Below are 17,467 nucleotides of genomic sequence, written 5' to 3' on the forward strand. Positions count from 1 at the left end.
AATTAAATGAAGCTTAAAAAACAGATCGAATGAGATGTTTTTTGTCGATAACACCTTACTCTACTGGTGCGATTGTTGTAGAAAATAACCGTTAACCGTTCTCTGGTGAAAAATCATTTTTTGGTAATAAAATTAATTTTTTAGTTGTTGTATACATAAAGGAGCGATTATCAGCAATCAGTAGGATAAAAACAATAAGTTTTGGGCTAACTCTGAAACTGAATACGCTACCTTTGCAAGTCAAAAACAACGACGAGTCCCCCGTCATGGATCAGTACTCATATATAGCCAATTCCGATGCGGCTTACGTAGATCAACTCTACCAAGCTTATAAGCAGGACCAGCAATCTGTTGATGAAAGCTGGCAGCAATTTTTTAAAGGATTTGAATTTTCTCTGACCTACGGAGAAGAAACAACAGGCAAACCTGCCGCAGCGACTCCAAATGGAGTTTCAGCAAACGGCAATGGCCAAGCTACGGCTAGTAAACCAGTAGATGCCACTCACGCCGAAAAAGAAGTTTCGGTGGCTAGTTTAATCAAGGCATACCGGTCGCGAGGCCACTTACTGGCGAAAACCAATCCACTTAAAGCGCGCAAAGACCGCCAGCCTCGTATCGATCTGCCGGATTATGCCCTTACCGATGCCGATTTAGATACCGTATTTGACTCAGGCAAGCTGCTCGGTATTGGGCCAGCAACACTGCGTGTCATTATGGAGTCGCTGCGCAAGATTTACGCGGGCGAGATCGGGTTCGAGTACATGTATATTCGGGAGCTGGATGTAAAAAACTGGTTGCGAAATAAAATTGAGAAAGAAGCGCTCGTTTTTGAGCCTTCGCTCGATGAGAAAAAACGTATTCTCGAAAAGCTCAACGAAGCCACCGTTTTCGAAAACTTCCTGGCTACAAAATACCTGGGGCAGAAGCGTTTTTCGCTCGAAGGGGGTGAGGTAACGATCCCAGCGCTCGATACGATCATTAGCCTATCTGCCGATATGGGCGTTGAGGAAGTGATGATTGGGATGGCACACCGCGGACGCTTAAATGTACTGGCCAATATTCTGGGCAAATCGTACGAATCCATTTTCGATGGATTTGAAGGAAACGTACCTGAGGAGGTTCATGGCGACGGTGACGTTAAATATCACCTGGGCTATTCAAGCCTGACCGAAACCAAATCGGGCAAGCAGATCAGCGTAAAACTGGCCCCGAACCCATCGCACTTAGAAGCGGTGAACCCGGTTGTTGAAGGATTCGTACGGGCGCAAGCCGATGAAGAATACAAAGGTGACTTCACGAAAATAATGCCGATCCTGATTCATGGCGATGCCGCTGTGGCTGGTCAGGGCATTGTTTATGAAGTAACACAGATGGCTAAACTGGCAGGTTATCAAACTGGCGGAACGGTCCATTTTGTGATTAACAACCAGATTGGCTTCACCACCGACTTCGAAGATGCGCGGTCGTCTATCTATTGTTCGGATATCGCGAAGATCGTTGACGCGCCTGTTTTCCACGTGAATGGCGACGATCCAGAAGCCGTTATTTTCTGCGCCAAACTGGCCGTTGAATTCCGTGAGAAATTCAAACGGGATGTATTTATCGATATGGTTTGTTACCGACGCTACGGACACAATGAGTCCGACGAGCCGAAGTTTACACAGCCAACGATGTATAACATCATCGATAAGCACCAGAACCCACGCGAAATCTATAAAGACCTGCTGATCAAACGGGGTGATGTAGATGCCGAACTGGCACAACGCATGGATACGGAGTTCAAAAAGCAATTGCAGGACCGGCTCGACCGCGTGAAGCAAAAAGCGGAGATTCCGTACAAACAACTCCGTCTGGATCGCGACTGGGCTTCGTTGCGTTTCAGTGAACCCGTCGATTTCGAGAAATCGCCCGAAACAGGTATTCCAGCAGAAACCTTAGAAACGATCGGACAAGCACTGGTTAAGCTTCCTGAAGGGTTTAAACCCCTGAAGCAGATCGACAAGTTGCTGAAAGATCGGCAGGTGATGTTGACGGACACCAAAATGGTTAACTGGGGTACGGCTGAGTTGCTGGCTTATGGTTCTATTTTGCTCGAAGGCAACCCGGTTCGGTTGAGTGGTCAGGACGTACAACGCGGTACGTTCTCACACCGTCATGCGGTATTGCACGACTCTGAAACAAACGAAACCTATTCATCGCTCGACTTTATTAAAGAAGGACAGCCGAAGTTTCAGGCTTATAACTCGCTCTTATCAGAGTATGGTGTATTAGGCTTTGAGTACGGTTATGCGATGGCTACGCCTAATGCCCTGGTTATCTGGGAAGCTCAGTTTGGGGATTTCTCAAACGGCGCTCAATTGATTATCGACCAGTTCATTGCGGCTGCGGAATCGAAATGGGGCATTCAGAATGGCGTTGTCATGCTGTTGCCGCATGGCTATGAAGGACAAGGTCCTGAACACTCAAATGCTCGCCCTGAGCGGTATTTGCAGCTCTACGCGGAATACAATATGACCGTAGCTAACGTCACAACGCCGGCCAACTTATTCCACATCATGCGTCGACAATTGGCCTGGCCGTTCCGGAAACCATTGGTCATCATGTCGCCGAAATCGTTGTTACGCCATCCAAAGTGTGTATCTCCGCTCGAGGATCTGACGAAAGGTTCTTTCCAGGAAATAATCGACGATAGCTACGCACAAGCGAAGAAAGTAAAACGTGTGCTGCTTTGCACGGGTAAAATTTATTATGACCTACTCGAAAAACAGCAAACCGATCAGCGCGATGATGTAGCGATTGTTCGATTGGAACAGTTAGCTCCTTTGTCGAAAACGCAATTGGAAGCTGTACTGGAAAAATACAAAAAAGCAGAACGTTTCTGGGTACAGGAAGAACCAGAAAACATGGGTTACTGGACTTATTTGTTACGTGTAGGCCTGAATCTGCCAATTATTTCGCGTAAAGCTGCGGCTTCACCCGCCACTGGTTACCCAAAAATTCATACTCAGGAACAAGCCGATATCGTTCGGAGAGCGTTTGAATAAAAATCAGTCGATAGTTGTCTGTTACTAGTCATTAGTATTTTTGCTGATCACTATTGCCTGATGACTATCGACTAACTACTAACTTATATGGCCGTTGACATGAAAATCCCTCCTGTGGGGGAATCCATTACCGAAGTAACTGTTGGCACCTGGTACAAAAAAGAAGGTGATCAGGTAAAAATGGACGATGTTCTTTGTGGACTCGACTCCGACAAGGCTACGTTTGAATTGACGGCCGAAGCGGATGGTATTTTGCATATTCTGGCTCAGGAGGGAGATGTGCTTCCTATTGGTGCCAGTATTTGTACAATTGATAATGGCGATGGCGCAGCTGCTCCTGCCCCAACGGCCGAACCTGCCAAAGCCGAAGCGCCTAAACCTGCTGAACAAGCAGCTCCGGCACCAGCAGCCGAGCCTGCGGCAGCTCCAGTTAGTAGCGCTTCAAGTGTTATTGAAATGAAAGTTCCGGCTGTCGGTGAGTCGGTTACGGAAGTTACGATTGCTTCGTGGAGCAAAAAAGATGGCGATCAAGTCGCGCTCGACGAAGTGTTGTGCGAACTTGAATCCGATAAAGCCACGTTTGAACTCCCTGCCGAAGCTGCCGGAACGCTCCGGATTATGGCACAGGCAGGTGAAACACTTCCAATTGGTGCCTTAATTGCCAAAATTGAAGTGGGTGCAGGCGCTTCAGCCCCAGCCGCTACGCCAGCACCTCAACCTGCAGCGAGTACACCAGCAGCAGAAACGGCTCCATCTAACGGACAGAACGGATACGCAGCTCATTACCCATCACCCGCTGCGGCTAAAATTCTGGACGAAAAAGGTGTTAGTACCCAGCAAGTTCAGGGTAGCGGTGTCGGTGGACGTATTACGAAAGAAGATGCCCTGAAAGCATCGCCAGCTCCAGCACAGCCTGCCGCTCCTGCTGCCCAGCCAACAGCGCCAAAACCTGCTACGCCAACTCCTGCGCCAGCACCAGCTCCTGTTGCCGCCGGTGCTCGCAGTCAGCGTCGCGAGAAAATGACTTCGCTCCGTCGGACTATTGCTCGTCGGTTAGTGGCCGTTAAGAACGAAACAGCCATGCTAACTACCTTCAACGAGGTAGACATGAAGGCCGTTATGGACTTACGGAACAAATACAAAGACAAGTTCAAGGAGAAAAACGGTGTGGGTCTAGGCTTTATGTCGTTCTTCACTAAAGCCGTTTGCGTTGCACTGAAAGATTTCCCAGCGGTAAACGCGCAGATCGATGGCGATCAGATGATTTTCAATGATTTCTGCGATATTTCAATCGCCGTTTCGACCGATCGGGGCTTAGTAGTGCCGGTTATTCGGAATGCCGAGCAGTTGAGTTTTGCCGGAATTGAAAAAGAAATCGTTCGTCTGGCGGGCTTGGCTCGTGACAATAAACTGACCATCGATCAAATGACGGGTGGTACGTTCACAATTACCAACGGGGGTACATTCGGCTCTATGCTGTCGACGCCAATCATCAATGCTCCTCAGTCGGCGATTTTAGGTATGCACAACATTGTTGAGCGCCCTGTAGTTGTGAATGGTGAGATTGTAGTTCGGCCAATTATGTATCTGGCTCTGTCATACGATCACCGCATCATCGACGGGAAAGAGTCGGTTAGCTTCCTGGTTCGCGTGAAGCAAATCCTGGAAGATCCGTCTCGTTTGCTGTTTGATATGTAATATTGGTATAGCTAACTGTAAAAAAGAAGTGGTGTCAGGTTCGAAAACCTGACACCACTTCTTTTTTACAGTTAGCTATTCTTCCTCAACATAATCCAGATCTTTCTTAAACGTCTCATCCAGAAACGTAAGGGCGATCAACGCAACAGCCAGCGTTAGAACACCCACCGTTAGTGCACTATAAATTGTTCCCAGCGAGGGCTTTAAGAGCGTAAAGAGTGCACTTAGGGGAATGGTGGCTCCTCGCACAAAATTTGGAATAGTCGTTGCAACTGTGGCCCGGAGATTAGTTCCAAACAACTCGGCAGCAATCGTTACAAACAACGTCCAGTAACCATTCGCGAAGCCGAGACAAATACAGACGACATAAAAGAGCGTGATATCCTTTATGGGAGCTAGCAAATAGACGAGCATAAATACCAACGAAACGAGCATAAATAGCCGAATAACGCGCTTCCGGCTTTGCATCGACTGGCTCAGTAACCCGCTCACAATATCCCCTAACACCTGTCCCGAAAACGTCAGCATGACTGCTTTTCCAGCGATGACTGGAGCACTCAGGCCGAGTGCTTTTCCAAACTCGGGGGAGAACGTAATTAAAATACCAACGACAAACCAGATGGGCAAACCAACGAGAATACACTGGATGTATTTGGTTAATCGTTGTTTGTCAGAAACCAGCATGAGTATACTTCCCCGCGGCAAAACCCGTTGTTTGACTTTTGCAAACATGCCGGACTCCAGTACATTGAATCGCAGGACCAGGAGTAGCAGCCCCAAACCTCCACCAATAAAATAAGAGATTCGCCAATCGAATAGGTCAGCAACAAAGTAAGCGAGAATCGCGCCTAATACGCCCATCGTAGCCACAAGCGTGGTGCCATAGCCACGAATCTGCTTTGGCAAAATCTCCGTTACTAAGGTAATTCCTGCCCCCAATTCACCCGCCAGGCCAACCCCAGCAACGAATCGTAATAGAGCGTACTGATCCAGTGAGGTAACAAACCCATTGGCAATATTGGCCAGCGAATACAGTAGAATCGAGCCAAAGAGCACCGAAAGTCGTCCTTTTTTATCACCCAGAATACCCCAGAAAATACCGCCAACCAACATCCCGGCCATCTGTATGTTGAGTAGAAAAAGACCTTCGCTGAGTAGCCTGTCTCCATCAAAGTTCAATGCTTTTAAGCTCGGTACCCGCACAACGCTAAATAAAAACAGGTCGTACATATCGACCAGATAGCCAAGGGCAGCTACCAGCACAGGCAATTGCATAAGTTGGCTGATAACCGTACGATTTGCTACCGTTGATTCATGTGTTATTAATGGCTTCATTGGGAAGGTAAGGATTGAGAGCAAGGCAAACCTATAAGGTCTTTGAGACCTTATAGGTTTTTAAGTCAAGACTTTATTTTATACCTTTTCGGGAACGATAAACGGAGCGCGGTATTTGCGGGTAAGCATCTGATTCGCTTCTTTATCGCCTGTAAAAACTTCGTGTTTAGGATCAAAATGAAGCGTACGGCCTAAGCGGTAAGCGATGTTGCCAAGGTGAGCAATCCCCGATGCTAAATGTGCTGTTTCAACGGGACCATTCTGTTTCGATTTATCCCGCGCCCGAACGGCTTCGATAAAGTTGGCGTAGTGGTCCCCACCTTCTTTTCGCGCTGGGCCGGGTGTTCGCTCTTTCCCCAAAAAGGTTTTATAGTCATCGTAACCATTAATAACCATGTAGCCTTTGTCGCCGTAGAACAGGTTACCGATTTCAACACCGTCTTCCTTATTAGTCATCCAAGGACGAACCTCAAACTGAATTACTTTACCAGATGACGGATATTTGTAAACGGATGTGAGCGTTTCCGGTGTTTCCTTACAATCTTTCCATAGGAATTTGCCTCCTGACGAAGTGATTTCTTCGGGCAGTCCTACGTCCAGGCCCCACATGCAAAGGTCAGTTTCATGAATTCCCTGGTTTCCGATATCGCCGTTACCATAATCCCAGAACCAGTGCCAGTTGTAATGCACGTAGTTTTTGCTGAATTCTTTTTCCTGTGCTGGCCCCTGCCACATATTCCAGTTCAGTTCAGACGGAACGGGCGAAGTGCCTTTATTACCAATATCAGGGCGCCATTTAAAAACTAGTCCCCGCGCCATATATACGTTACCAATCAGACCATCGCGCAGGTGCTTGATCGCTTCCTGAATGGCCACCGAGCTACGCAACTGTACGCCATGCTGAACAATCCGGTTGTAGCGGGTAGCTGCTTCGATGAGCTTACGGCCTTCGTGAAGATTGTGTGCACCCGGTTTTTCTACATAAACGTCTTTTCCCGCCTGACACGCCCAAATAGCCGCCAGCGCATGCCAGTGATTGGGTGTAGCAATGCTTACTGCATCAATATTTTTATCATCATAGACTTTCCGAAGATCATCCACCATCTGAACTTTCCGGTTGTATTTCTTCTCAAATTCTGCAGCTCTTTCCTGTAGCACATTGCTGTCTCACATCGCAGAGAGTGACGACTTCCACATCTTTCTGTTTCGATAGGCCCTGAATATGGTCTTTACCGCGACCATTAACGCCGATGACGGCCATTCGAACGCGATCGTTGGCCCCGAACGCATGTGCCGGAATATAAGTGGGCAGGCCAATAGCTGCCAGCGAACTAACAGCGCCTGCCTTGAGTACGTAGCGCCGGGAAACTGGTTTAGAGTCCATGAGTTTAAATTGGTTTAGAAATAGTTTTGGGTTTACGGTATTTGGTTTATGGTTTACGGTAGGCTGGCACATTATTTGCTGACGCGCCAGCCTACCGTAAACCATAAACCAAATACCGTAAACCATTTATAATCTTGGTATCGTCATTCCCCCATCAACCATAATGACCTGACCGGTCGAATAAGGAAAACTACCCTGAGCCAGCGCAGCGACCGCCAGACCAACATCTTTAGGTTGACCCCAGCGTGGCTGAACAAACAAACCATCTTCAATCAGCTTATCGTATTTCGCCGTCACACCCGCCGTCATATCGCTTTTTATAACGCCCGGTCGAACCTCATAAACGGGAATATCGAACTCTCCGAGTCGGGCAGCAAATAGTTGGGTTGCCATACTGAGACCCGCTTTCGCGACGCAATATTCTCCCCGATTAACTGAGGCCACCGTGGCCGAAATTGACGAAACGTTAATAATACAGCCCCAAAAATCTGGTTGGTCGGCCTTCTGTTTAATCATCCAGTTGGCCGTAGCCTGCGTCAGAAAGTAAGCACCTTGCAGATTAGTAGACAGCACATAGTGAAAACTTTCTTCGGTTGCTTCCAGAATATCGCGACGCTCTTTAGGCGCTACACCCGCATTATTAATTAATACGTTTAAGCGGCCGAAATGGGCCATGATACGCTGTAGCATGGTTGCCCGATCTTGTGTCGAAGCAATGTCGCCCTGACAGTAAATCACATCGCTTCCCCGTTGTCGCAAAGCCTCAAGAGACTCATGAACAGCTTCTTCTGGTCGAACACCGTTGATTGCCAGATCGAATCCAGCATCGGCCAGTTGTTCAGCGATGCCGTATCCAATACCCCGACTGCCTCCTGTAATTAGTGCGACTCGTTTCATTTTAGTGGTGTCGGGTTCTCGAACCCGACACTTTTCCATTTTATTACGAGTGTCGGGTTTGAGAACCCGACACCACCAAACCATGTTATAGACTTTCTTTTATTGCTTTGAGTTGCTCGGCTTCGGGTCTTTTTTTGTAGAGCGGATCTAGCGGATAACAGCCTGAAATCAAGCCATTTCGCGGAGCTGTCGTACAATCCGAAAAGGTGCGGCATATCAGATTTCGGACGAGTGAATGGCCGGTAATCATATCAGCAGGCATGGTTGGATAGGATAATACCATACGACCAAATCCTATGCTATCGGCCATACCGGCTCGTAATACGGCCTGCGCTACGTTAGGTAACCATTCCTGCAAATACGAGTAGCCCGATCCTATAATCACCAATTCGGGAAAAGCCTGTTTTAGCTCGTTTGTTACGTCTATTTGCCGCTTTACACCCAACAGTGGGTCTTCGGGAGGTAGGTAACCATCCGAAGGCGGAAACAATGCCGGACGCATCAGGTGCGGATTGTAATAGGGACTTCCGCCAGTAATACACACGAGCTGGATACCTAGTGATTCGGCCAGTGCCAGAAACGCTTTCGTTTCGGTTAAGTCAACGCCTAGTCCATTCGATTTTCCACCAAAAGCAAACGGATATTGTTCCGCCGGTTCAGGAATACCTGGTCCAGCAGGACTTTTCTTGAACGGAAGCATATCGAACGCGCTCAACCGAATACCGATCTCCAGCCCCGGCGCGGCCTGACGAATACCAGCGACGATGTTCCGCAAATAGCGCGTCCGATTCTCGAATGACCCTCCGTAGCGCCCTTCTCTATTTACCGCACTCAGGAACTCATGGCCCAGATAACCATGACAATGTTTAACATCGACAAAGTCAAAACCTGCTTTTTGCGCCAAAACAGCAGCTTCGATATACTGTTCGATGATTTGATCTATATCCTCATCTGTAAGCGTAGGATAATCAGCCGACATTCCGAATCTATTGTTCAGAAACGGGTGACTATACAGTATTTTCGGCTCAAAGGCTTTGTGGCTCTTCGGTTTACAAAAGCGCCCTGAATGCGTTAGCTGTAAGCCAATTAGTAAATCGTCTGTGCGGCCAAATGCTTCCGTGTGTTCTTTCAGAATCAGTTCCCGCAGTTCGACGAAGTCAGAAAACGTTTCGTCGTTTAGCACCAATTGATTCGGGTTGGCTTTTCCTGAATGGCACACGGCTACAGCTTCGCAACCGAACAATAATTTGGCCCCACTGATGGCGAATTTCTTCCAACGATTCCGGGTAAAATCTGTCGGACGCCCATCAGTCGTGCCATCCCAGCCTTCCATCGGCAAAATGCAAAGGCTATTACCAATTGTTTTGCCTGACTTCAGGTGAATTGGGCGGTTGAAAGGGCTTTCAGTTGGAGGCAACAACGCGTCATCAAACGGCAGATCGATGTCGTTCTTTTCCAGATAATTCCGCAGGTCAACAGCCGTTTTTAACTGCGCCATACGCGGAAATTGGGGTTTGTATTTCTCGCTCATCAGGACAAACAGTTAAAGAACGTGTAGTAAGGCTCGTTACGGATGATCCGTTGCAGGTATAGTGCGACTTCGCGAGCGTGATAATCTCCCCACATACTCGACTCGCCATTGGCAATTTTACTTCCCGCTGGCACATAATCCCAACCATTGGGCTGATGATAAATTGAGTGTAAAATCAGGCCCTGATGTTCTGGATTAGTGCTCAAATAAGGCTCATCCAATAAGGTATTTAGCACCGTTAAACCAGCTTGATGGTATCGTTGCCCAGCTTCTACGTTGCCTTTATCCATCAGATACTTCCCCAAGCGCAACAATCCCTGTGCGCCGATAGCCGCAGCCGAACTGTCTACTGGTTCGAAATCATTGTAAGGATCGGCTGGACGATTGAGGTAATCGCCCAAGCAGTGAAGGTTTGGTGCTCCCGTATCCCAATACGGAATGCCATCGGTAGGCGTGTGGTCGATGTAAAAATCACAAGTGGCGGTGGCAGCTTTGAGCATGTAAGCCTCAATAAATTCTCGACCACCAAATGGCTCTAGTTCGGTATCTTCACGAGTGGCAAGCCATTCCAGCTCTTCAGCAAAGCCACACATGGCCCAGGCTAGACCGCGTGTCCAGGTTGTGAAACCCGAATAACCCTGTTGCGAATTGGGGCATCGAAAATTGCCATCTTTAACATTGAAAACGCTTTCGTGAGCGGTACGGCCCCAGAGATCGTACGAATCGCGACCTTCGCCATAAAACACTGAGTAATCAGCAGTGGCTTTCATATGCTGTAAAGCGCGTTCCAGCAGATTAATTTTCGCATCGCCTTCACCCTGAAAGACATGGCCTAACGCATGGCTCAACACCAAGGCACGGCACGAGCGAATGGTATCGACAAATAATGAATGTGGCCCGTTGAATGAGCTAATAAAGCCGCCCGTTTTAACCGTTGTCCAGCGGCTGGCCTGTACGGCACCAGAGATTTTCAGGGCTAATTCGTAGAAATTGGCCTCCCACTCATTGGTCGGGATTCGGCCTTCCCGCATCAACCGAAGCAGGTTTCCGTAGGTGCTAACATTGTTAAAGCCGTGATCGTGAACGCCAATGTGGCTAATGTGTGGCGCCATCACGGTCAACGTTTTCTGGCGACCTATTTCCAGAAACTCAGTGTCGTTTGTAGCATCAAACTGTAGAATGGCCGAACCGAACTGAAATCCCTGTGTCCATTCTGTCCAACCACGTGTCGAATATTTTCCAGCTACTGTAAAGACAGGAGAGCCCTTTGTTACGTCGTACTCGTTTTCAATCAGGTTTATTTTCTGGCCGGAAAGATCCCAGAATCGATCAAGTTTTGCCGAGAGATCGGCAGGTTTTAACGAATTGTCAATCTGCATACTAGGTAAGGGTTCGCGAGTTTATCGCTTATCCTTCCTAAAGAACAAACAGGGCAATTGACTACTGTAGCCTGGACGGCCACGTCCGGGCGATAACACAATTATATTACCCAGACGTGGCCGTCCAGGCTACAAAAAAAGCCACACCCTAATGCAAAGGTGCGGCTTTTATACTTTTTAGAAATCCTACCCGTTAATCAAACTCACTCCGCCCATTTCGGGTGGTTGTGGAATACCCATCAATTGAAGAATTGTTGGAGCGATGTCAGCGAGTTTACCGTCATTGAGTTCTGGGTGGTAGTCTTTATCGACCAGAATGCAAGGCACCAGGTTTGTGGTATGGGCAGTGTTGGGCGTACCGTCATCATTGGTCATGTATTCGGCATTACCGTGGTCGGCAATGATAATGGTTGTGTAGCCATGCGCCAGTGCAGTTTCTGTAACGGCTTTAGCACAAGCGTCCGCTGTTTCAGCAGCTTTCACGACCGCTTCGAATACACCTGTATGACCCACCATATCGGTATTGGCGAAGTTCAGGCAAACGAAGTCCACTTCTTCTTTTTCCAATTCAGGGATGATTGCGTTCCGAATATCATAAGCGGCCATTTCAGGAATCTGATCGTAGGTTTTCACCGGTATTGTGATCTCTACGCCCCGGTCATCGCGAATTACCATTTCTTTGGGAGATGGGCAAAGAAGCCGTTTTTCACCAGCGAACGGCTCTTCACGACCACCCGAGAAGAAGAACGTTACGTGAGGATATTTCTCCGTTTCGGCAATCCGAATCTGTTTCCGCCCGGCACCCGCAATAACTTCGCCCAGCGTATTTTGCAGATTATCTTTCTCGAAAATGACCTTTACGCCAACGAATTCGTCGTCGTATTTGGTCATTGTGATGTAATCCAGATTGAGTTTTTTCATGCCCTGCTCTGGAAAATCCTTCTGCGTTAACGCCTGTGTGATTTCACGGCCCCGGTCGGTTCGGAAGTTGAAGCAAAGCACCACATCACCATCTTCGATCACGGCAACCGGCAACCCATCTGGATTTGTAACGATAAGCGGCTTGATAAACTCATCCGTCACACCAGCGTCATAGGATGCCTGTAACGCCTTGGTTACGTCGGCAGCAGCTATCTTTTCGCCTTCGCCGTGTACCATCGCATCGTAGGCTACTTTCACACGCTCCCAGCGATTGTCGCGGTCCATGGCGTAATATCGACCAACTACGCTGGCAATTTGCCCCGTCGTAGCCGCCATGTGCGCTTGTAAATCCGTCAGGTAACCTACGCCACCTTTCGGGTCGGTATCGCGACCGTCGGTAAAAGCGTGAACGAACACGTCTGTCAGGCCGTAGGTTTGAGTGATAGATAGTAAGCCCTTCACGTGCTCAATGTGCGCATGAACGCCCCCGTCAGAAACCAGACCGATAAAATGGACTTTCTTTCCGTTATTTTTAGCGTAGGTCAGCGCATCGACCAGAACAGGCTCGTTATCAAGCGTGTGCTCTTCAACAGCTTTGTTGACTTTCACCAAATCCTGATACACAACCCGACCAGCGCCAAGGTTCATGTGGCCCACTTCGGAGTTCCCCATTTGACCCGCTGGCAATCCAACCGCTAAGCCCGAAGCTTCCAATTTGCTGTTTGGATATTTGGGATACAGCGAATTCATGAACGGCGTGTGTGCCGATTCAATAGCCGATACTTCGGGCTTGAGCGGAATGCCCCAGCCGTCGAGGATGATGAGAATGACTTTTTTGTTCATGTTTTAATGAGTGAAAGAGCGACTGAGTGAAAGAATGAAAACCATCCGGTAAGTTCATTCTTTCACTCAGTAAGATTATGCTGTTGAATTAAGTACGTTAATAGCTGCCTACAGCAGCGAAGGGCGATTTGATAAACCTCCTCGAAAACTTCAGGGCCTTCGTAGTAGGGATCGGGCACGTTGGGCTGATCGCTAACATCTGGATCAAATTCCCGAAGCAAAAATATATTGTCGTTGGTATATAGGCCCGTGCTACGATAGTTCAACTTTTCGATGGCTTCGAGGTTGGTTTCGTCCATGGCCACGAAGTAGTTAAACTGGGCCAGGTCATCGCCCGTAAGTCGTCGGGCACGATGCGTTAGCGAAAGCCCATGTTCGAGCGCATTCTCGCGGGTGCGTCTGTCAGAAAGGTGGCCGATGTGAAAAGAGGCTGTTCCGGCCGAATCGGTCTCAATTTGCTTATCAAGCCCAGCTTCAGCCACTAATTGCCTAAATACACCCTCCGCCACCGGCGACCGGCAGATATTGCCATAACAAACGAAGAGGACAGAAATCATAATGATGAATGATGAATGATGGATGATCTTGACAAACCATTCATCATTCATCATTTATAATTCATAATTACTTTTCTAGCGGCTCGTTGTGTTCGTCGACGATGACAAATACATCTTCACCTGGTTTTTTCATCCAATATTTTTCGCGGGCAAATTTCTCGCGTAGTCGATCATTACCCAGTACTTCCCGTTGTTCAGTCTTTACGGTTTTGATCCGTTCTCGATAATACTGGGCCTCTCCGTCTAACTCATGTAATGTCCACCAATTCCTGATTTGAGTTGGCAAATCATTCGCGTCAAAAAACGTCATCCATAGCAATAACCCTAGGCCGGAAGCGACGTAGAAACTGCCAAGTTTGCGGAGGATTTTCTGGAGCATGGGAGCAAGTAATGGATAATGAGTAATGGATAATGAATGCGTAAACCTTGTTCATTATCCATTACTCATTATCCATTGTACATTTAAAACTTAAGTCCTGGGAAATACGCGGTTTCGCCTAGTTCTTCTTCGATACGAAGCAGTTGGTTGTATTTCGCCATCCGGTCAGAACGCGAAGCCGAACCCGTTTTGATCTGGCCCGTGTTCAACGCTACCGCTAAGTCAGCGATGGTAGCATCTTCGGTTTCGCCCGAACGGTGCGACATGATGTTTTTGTACGAATTGCGTTTCGCCAGGTTAACCGTATCGATAGTTTCGGTCAGCGAACCGATCTGGTTAACTTTCACCAGAATCGCGTTGGCAATGCCTTTGTCGATACCTTCCTGCAGGCGCGTTACGTTCGTTACGAACAGGTCATCGCCAACAAGTTGAACCTTCGTGCCTTTCAACTCGTCGGTGTGTAGTTTCCAGCCCGACCAATCATCTTCGGCCATACCATCTTCAATCGACAGAATTGGGTATTTAGTAGCCCAATCTTTCCAGAAGCCAGCCATTTCCGACGAAGTCAGTTTATCGCCAGTCGATTTTTTGAAATGATATACACCCGCTTCGGCATCGTAAAATTCCGAAGAAGCCGCATCCATAGCAATCCAAACATCTTCGCCTGGACGGTAGCCTGCTTTCTCGATAGCCTGAAGGATCGTCTGGATCGCTTCTTCGTTCGATTTGATGTTTGGCGCAAAACCACCTTCATCACCTACGTTGGTAGCAAGGCCCATTTTTTTCAATACACCTTTCAGCGTATGGAAAATTTCGGTACCCATCCGCAGCGCTTCCGAGAACGTCGACGCATTGGCAGGCATAACCATGAATTCCTGGAAATCGATGGAGTTATCAGCGTGTGAACCACCGTTCAGGATGTTCATCATCGGAACAGGCAGGGTATTGGCATTGACGCCACCGATGTAGCGATAAAGTGGCAAACCTGCTTCCTGAGCAGCTGCTTTCGAAGCTGCCAGCGAAACGCCCAAAATAGCATTAGCGCCCAAACGGCCTTTGTTGGATGTACCGTCCAGCTCAAGCATAATTTTGTCGATCATGCTTTGCTCAAACACCGAAATACCAACCAGCTCTGGGAAAATCAGTTCGTTAACGTTAGAAACGGCTTTCAGAACGCCTTTACCTACGTAAACCTTTTTGTCATCGTCGCGAAGCTCAACTGCTTCGTGGGTGCCTGTCGATGCGCCCGATGGCACAGCAGCACGGCCCAGAAAACCGTTTTCGGTACGGACGTCCACTTCGACGGTCGGATTACCGCGTGAATCCAGAATCTGTCGGGCATGAATGCTTTGAATGGTACTCATTGCAGAGAAATAAGAAGGAGTTAATAACGAACTTGTCTATCGGTCTGGCTCACTCGTTTATTGGGATTTGACACCCAAGCCTTTAAGCCGATTAGCATATCAACCGCAAAGTAACGAAATACAGGGCAAAACTTCAGAACAGGAATGCGTTTGGTGTGTTACTTAATGAATAATTCATGGTCTTTACAGGCCAGAACAGAAGTTATCAGAAAATTTTGTCTATTTGTGTGCTTCAAAAGCGCAACTAAATCAACCATATCCTATGCGAGGGCTATTGTATTTCCTATTGTTTTTACTGGTCGTTTTTGGTGTACTCTACGCCCTTACGGGTTGGAGCTATAGCGATGGCGAACGTGCCGGAACCGTTTCTAAATTCAGTCGACGCGGCTTTGTCTTCAAAACGTACGAAGGTGTTCTGAACGTTGGTGGATTCTCGGGTGAAACGGGCTCACTGACTCCCCAATATTTCGACTTTTCGGTGAAAGATGAAGCGGTAGCCAAACAGATTACCGATGCCGTAAAATCGGGCCAGCGAGTGACGCTGCATTACGAAGAGAAGATCCTGAAATTCCCCTGGAATGGCGAAACAAAGTACTATATAACTCAGGTAGAAGTGGTTGGACCAGCGGCTCGTCCGTACGGCGATGGGTCGGCATATCCGGGCTACCAGCCGGGTCAGCCACAACCTGCCCAATCGCAGGCACAGCAGCCCCAGCAATCTGCTACTGCCGACTCAACACTGTAGTCTAAGTTATCTTCAAAAAGTCCGTCAATCATCCTGAAAATAAGGCAATTGGCGGACTTTTTTAATTTAATTTTTTCTACCTAAACCCATAGCTAAAAAGGCCCAATTATTTTCAAAAACCGTTTGGCAGATTGGCGATTTTTGGGTAATTTTATCTGTTTAAACAACCATCCTAACATGGCGAAATCAGATACGGCGCAAGCCACAGCATCTGCTAATGACAGTAAATTAAAAGCTCTTCAAACAACGATCGAGAAACTTGACAAAGCGTTTGGCAAAGGCACAGTAATGCGCCTGAGTGAAACGAAAGTTGTTGATGTTCCGGTTATTTCAACTGGCTCGCTGGGGTTAGATTTAGCCCTCGGTATTGGCGGTATGCCGCGTGGTCGTGTCGTTGAAATCTACGGACCTGAATCGTCAGGTAAAACTACATTGACTATGCACTGCATCGCCGAAGCACAGAAAGCTGGTGGTCTGGCAGCCTTCATCGATGCCGAACACGCATTCGACCGTGTTTACGCGGAAAAGCTGGGCATTGATACCAAAAACCTTCTTATCTCGCAGCCAGATAATGGCGAACAGGCGCTTGAAATCGCTGAACACCTGATCAGCTCAGGCGCTATCGACATCATCGTAATTGACTCGGTTGCTGCGCTTGTACCAAAGGCGGAGATCGAAGGCGAAATGGGCGAAAGCAAAATGGGTTTACAGGCTCGTTTGATGTCTCAAGCCCTGCGGAAACTGACTGGTACGATCAACAAAACAGGTTGCTGCTGTATTTTCATCAACCAGTTGCGTGAAAAAATCGGTGTGATGTTCGGTAACCCCGAAACAACTACAGGTGGTAACGCTTTGAAATTCTATGCGTCGGTTCGTCTTGACATCCGCCGTATTGGCCAGATCAAAGAAGGTGCTGATAACATTGTGGGTAACCGCACGAAAGTGAAAGTTGTTAAGAACAAACTGGCTGCTCCTTTCAAAGTTGTTGAGTTTGATATCATGTACGGTCAAGGAATTTCGAAAGTTGGTGAAATCCTTGATTTATCTGTCGAAATGGAGATCGTTAAGAAATCAGGCTCCTGGTTCTCGTATGGCACCAGCCGATTGGCACAGGGTCGCGATGCAGTGAAAGAGTTGCTTCTCGATAATCCTGAATTAATGGCCGAAATCGAAGGTAAAATCCGGGCTAAAATCGCTGAAGACGACGAAGCCTTAGTTGATCCCGTTCTGGCTGCTACCGCTGCCGACGACGAAGGAGAAATCGATGATTAATTCATCCATAAATACTACAAAAAGGGCGGGACTAAACTCCTGCCCTTTTTTGTTTATAAAGCCGTTTAAACTCTGTCTTTTGTTGAAAGCTTCGGTTGATTTTTGTCATTCCGACGCA

General features: G+C 47.8%; 12 protein-coding genes and 1 pseudogene. 4 read left to right on the forward strand and 9 right to left on the reverse strand.

The window, feature by feature from the left end; genetic code table 11:
* Positions 1-266: 266 nt before the first annotated feature.
* Together H3H32_RS28940 and odhB are read left to right on the forward strand one after the other, a co-directional pair.
* Positions 267-3,044: a 2-oxoglutarate dehydrogenase E1 component gene (locus tag H3H32_RS28940; RefSeq protein ID WP_182459205.1), complete on the forward strand. Its 2,778-nt coding sequence runs from the start codon at positions 267-269 to the stop codon at positions 3,042-3,044.
* Positions 3,045-3,131: 87 nt separating this feature from the next.
* Positions 3,132-4,742, forward strand: a complete 1,611-nt coding sequence (gene odhB / locus H3H32_RS28945; RefSeq protein ID WP_182459206.1) for a 2-oxoglutarate dehydrogenase complex dihydrolipoyllysine-residue succinyltransferase — start codon at positions 3,132-3,134, stop codon at positions 4,740-4,742.
* 75 nt (positions 4,743-4,817) lie between these two features.
* Here the strand turns inward: odhB and H3H32_RS28950 are convergent, their stop codons facing one another.
* The 9 genes and pseudogenes from H3H32_RS28950 to eno form a co-directional block, all read right to left on the reverse strand.
* Positions 4,818-6,077: an MFS transporter gene (locus H3H32_RS28950; RefSeq protein WP_182459207.1), complete on the reverse strand. Its 1,260-nt coding sequence runs from the start codon at positions 6,075-6,077 to the stop codon at positions 4,818-4,820.
* 78 nt (positions 6,078-6,155) lie between these two features.
* Positions 6,156-7,461 (reverse strand): annotated as a pseudogene (locus tag H3H32_RS28955) (Gfo/Idh/MocA family protein).
* A 126-nt stretch (positions 7,462-7,587) separates the two neighbouring features.
* Entirely contained in the window at positions 7,588-8,358 is a 771-nt protein-coding gene (locus H3H32_RS28960) for a 3-ketoacyl-ACP reductase (RefSeq protein ID WP_182459208.1), read from the reverse strand.
* Positions 8,359-8,443: 85 nt separating this feature from the next.
* Positions 8,444-9,889, reverse strand: coding sequence for an oxidoreductase (locus H3H32_RS28965; protein WP_182459209.1), 1,446 nt, complete (start codon positions 9,887-9,889; stop codon positions 8,444-8,446).
* Entirely contained in the window at positions 9,889-11,268 is a 1,380-nt protein-coding gene (locus H3H32_RS28970; RefSeq protein WP_182459210.1) for a glycoside hydrolase family 88 protein, read from the reverse strand. Before H3H32_RS28970 ends, H3H32_RS28965 begins: the two co-directional genes overlap by 1 nt.
* 186 nt (positions 11,269-11,454) lie before the next feature.
* Positions 11,455-13,032, reverse strand: coding sequence for a 2,3-bisphosphoglycerate-independent phosphoglycerate mutase (gpmI, locus tag H3H32_RS28975; protein ID WP_182459211.1), 1,578 nt, complete (start codon positions 13,030-13,032; stop codon positions 11,455-11,457).
* A gap of 62 nt (positions 13,033-13,094) precedes the next feature.
* Positions 13,095-13,589, reverse strand: a complete 495-nt coding sequence (locus H3H32_RS28980) for a low molecular weight protein-tyrosine-phosphatase (RefSeq protein WP_182459212.1) — start codon at positions 13,587-13,589, stop codon at positions 13,095-13,097.
* A 67-nt stretch (positions 13,590-13,656) separates the two neighbouring features.
* Positions 13,657-13,968: an FtsB family cell division protein gene (locus tag H3H32_RS28985; RefSeq protein WP_182459213.1), complete on the reverse strand. Its 312-nt coding sequence runs from the start codon at positions 13,966-13,968 to the stop codon at positions 13,657-13,659.
* A gap of 83 nt (positions 13,969-14,051) precedes the next feature.
* Complete coding sequence (gene eno, locus H3H32_RS28990; protein ID WP_182459214.1) at positions 14,052-15,332, reverse strand: phosphopyruvate hydratase; 1,281 nt, start codon at positions 15,330-15,332, stop codon at positions 14,052-14,054.
* Positions 15,333-15,594: 262 nt separating this feature from the next.
* Here eno and H3H32_RS28995 point away from each other — a divergent pair, with 262 nt between their 5' ends.
* Positions 15,595-16,077, forward strand: a complete 483-nt coding sequence (locus tag H3H32_RS28995; protein WP_182459215.1) for a DUF8785 domain-containing protein — start codon at positions 15,595-15,597, stop codon at positions 16,075-16,077.
* A gap of 177 nt (positions 16,078-16,254) precedes the next feature.
* The gene (gene recA / locus H3H32_RS29000) at positions 16,255-17,349 is read left to right on the forward strand and encodes a recombinase RecA (RefSeq protein ID WP_182459216.1); all 1,095 of its coding nucleotides are present in this window, start codon (positions 16,255-16,257) and stop codon (positions 17,347-17,349) included.
* Positions 17,350-17,467 lie beyond the last annotated feature (118 nt).

Source organism: Spirosoma foliorum (assembly GCF_014117325.1).
Classification (GTDB): Bacteria; Bacteroidota; Bacteroidia; order Cytophagales; family Spirosomataceae; genus Spirosoma; species Spirosoma foliorum.

Bases quoted from the DNA above. Each gene is read 5' to 3' on its own strand.
- H3H32_RS28940 (WP_182459205.1), top strand. From the start codon at position 267: ATGGATCAGTACTCATATATAGCCAATTCCGATGCGGCTTACGTAGAT.
- odhB (WP_182459206.1), top strand. From the start codon at position 3,132: ATGGCCGTTGACATGAAAATCCCTCCTGTGGGGGAATCCATTACCGAA.
- H3H32_RS28950 (WP_182459207.1), bottom strand. From the start codon at position 6,077: ATGAAGCCATTAATAACACATGAATCAACGGTAGCAAATCGTACGGTT.
- H3H32_RS28960 (WP_182459208.1), bottom strand. From the start codon at position 8,358: ATGAAACGAGTCGCACTAATTACAGGAGGCAGTCGGGGTATTGGATAC.
- H3H32_RS28965 (WP_182459209.1), bottom strand. From the start codon at position 9,889: ATGAGCGAGAAATACAAACCCCAATTTCCGCGTATGGCGCAGTTAAAA.
- H3H32_RS28970 (WP_182459210.1), bottom strand. From the start codon at position 11,268: ATGCAGATTGACAATTCGTTAAAACCTGCCGATCTCTCGGCAAAACTT.
- gpmI (WP_182459211.1), bottom strand. From the start codon at position 13,032: ATGAACAAAAAAGTCATTCTCATCATCCTCGACGGCTGGGGCATTCCG.
- H3H32_RS28980 (WP_182459212.1), bottom strand. From the start codon at position 13,589: ATGATTTCTGTCCTCTTCGTTTGTTATGGCAATATCTGCCGGTCGCCG.
- H3H32_RS28985 (WP_182459213.1), bottom strand. From the start codon at position 13,968: ATGCTCCAGAAAATCCTCCGCAAACTTGGCAGTTTCTACGTCGCTTCC.
- eno (WP_182459214.1), bottom strand. From the start codon at position 15,332: ATGAGTACCATTCAAAGCATTCATGCCCGACAGATTCTGGATTCACGC.
- H3H32_RS28995 (WP_182459215.1), top strand. From the start codon at position 15,595: ATGCGAGGGCTATTGTATTTCCTATTGTTTTTACTGGTCGTTTTTGGT.
- recA (WP_182459216.1), top strand. From the start codon at position 16,255: ATGGCGAAATCAGATACGGCGCAAGCCACAGCATCTGCTAATGACAGT.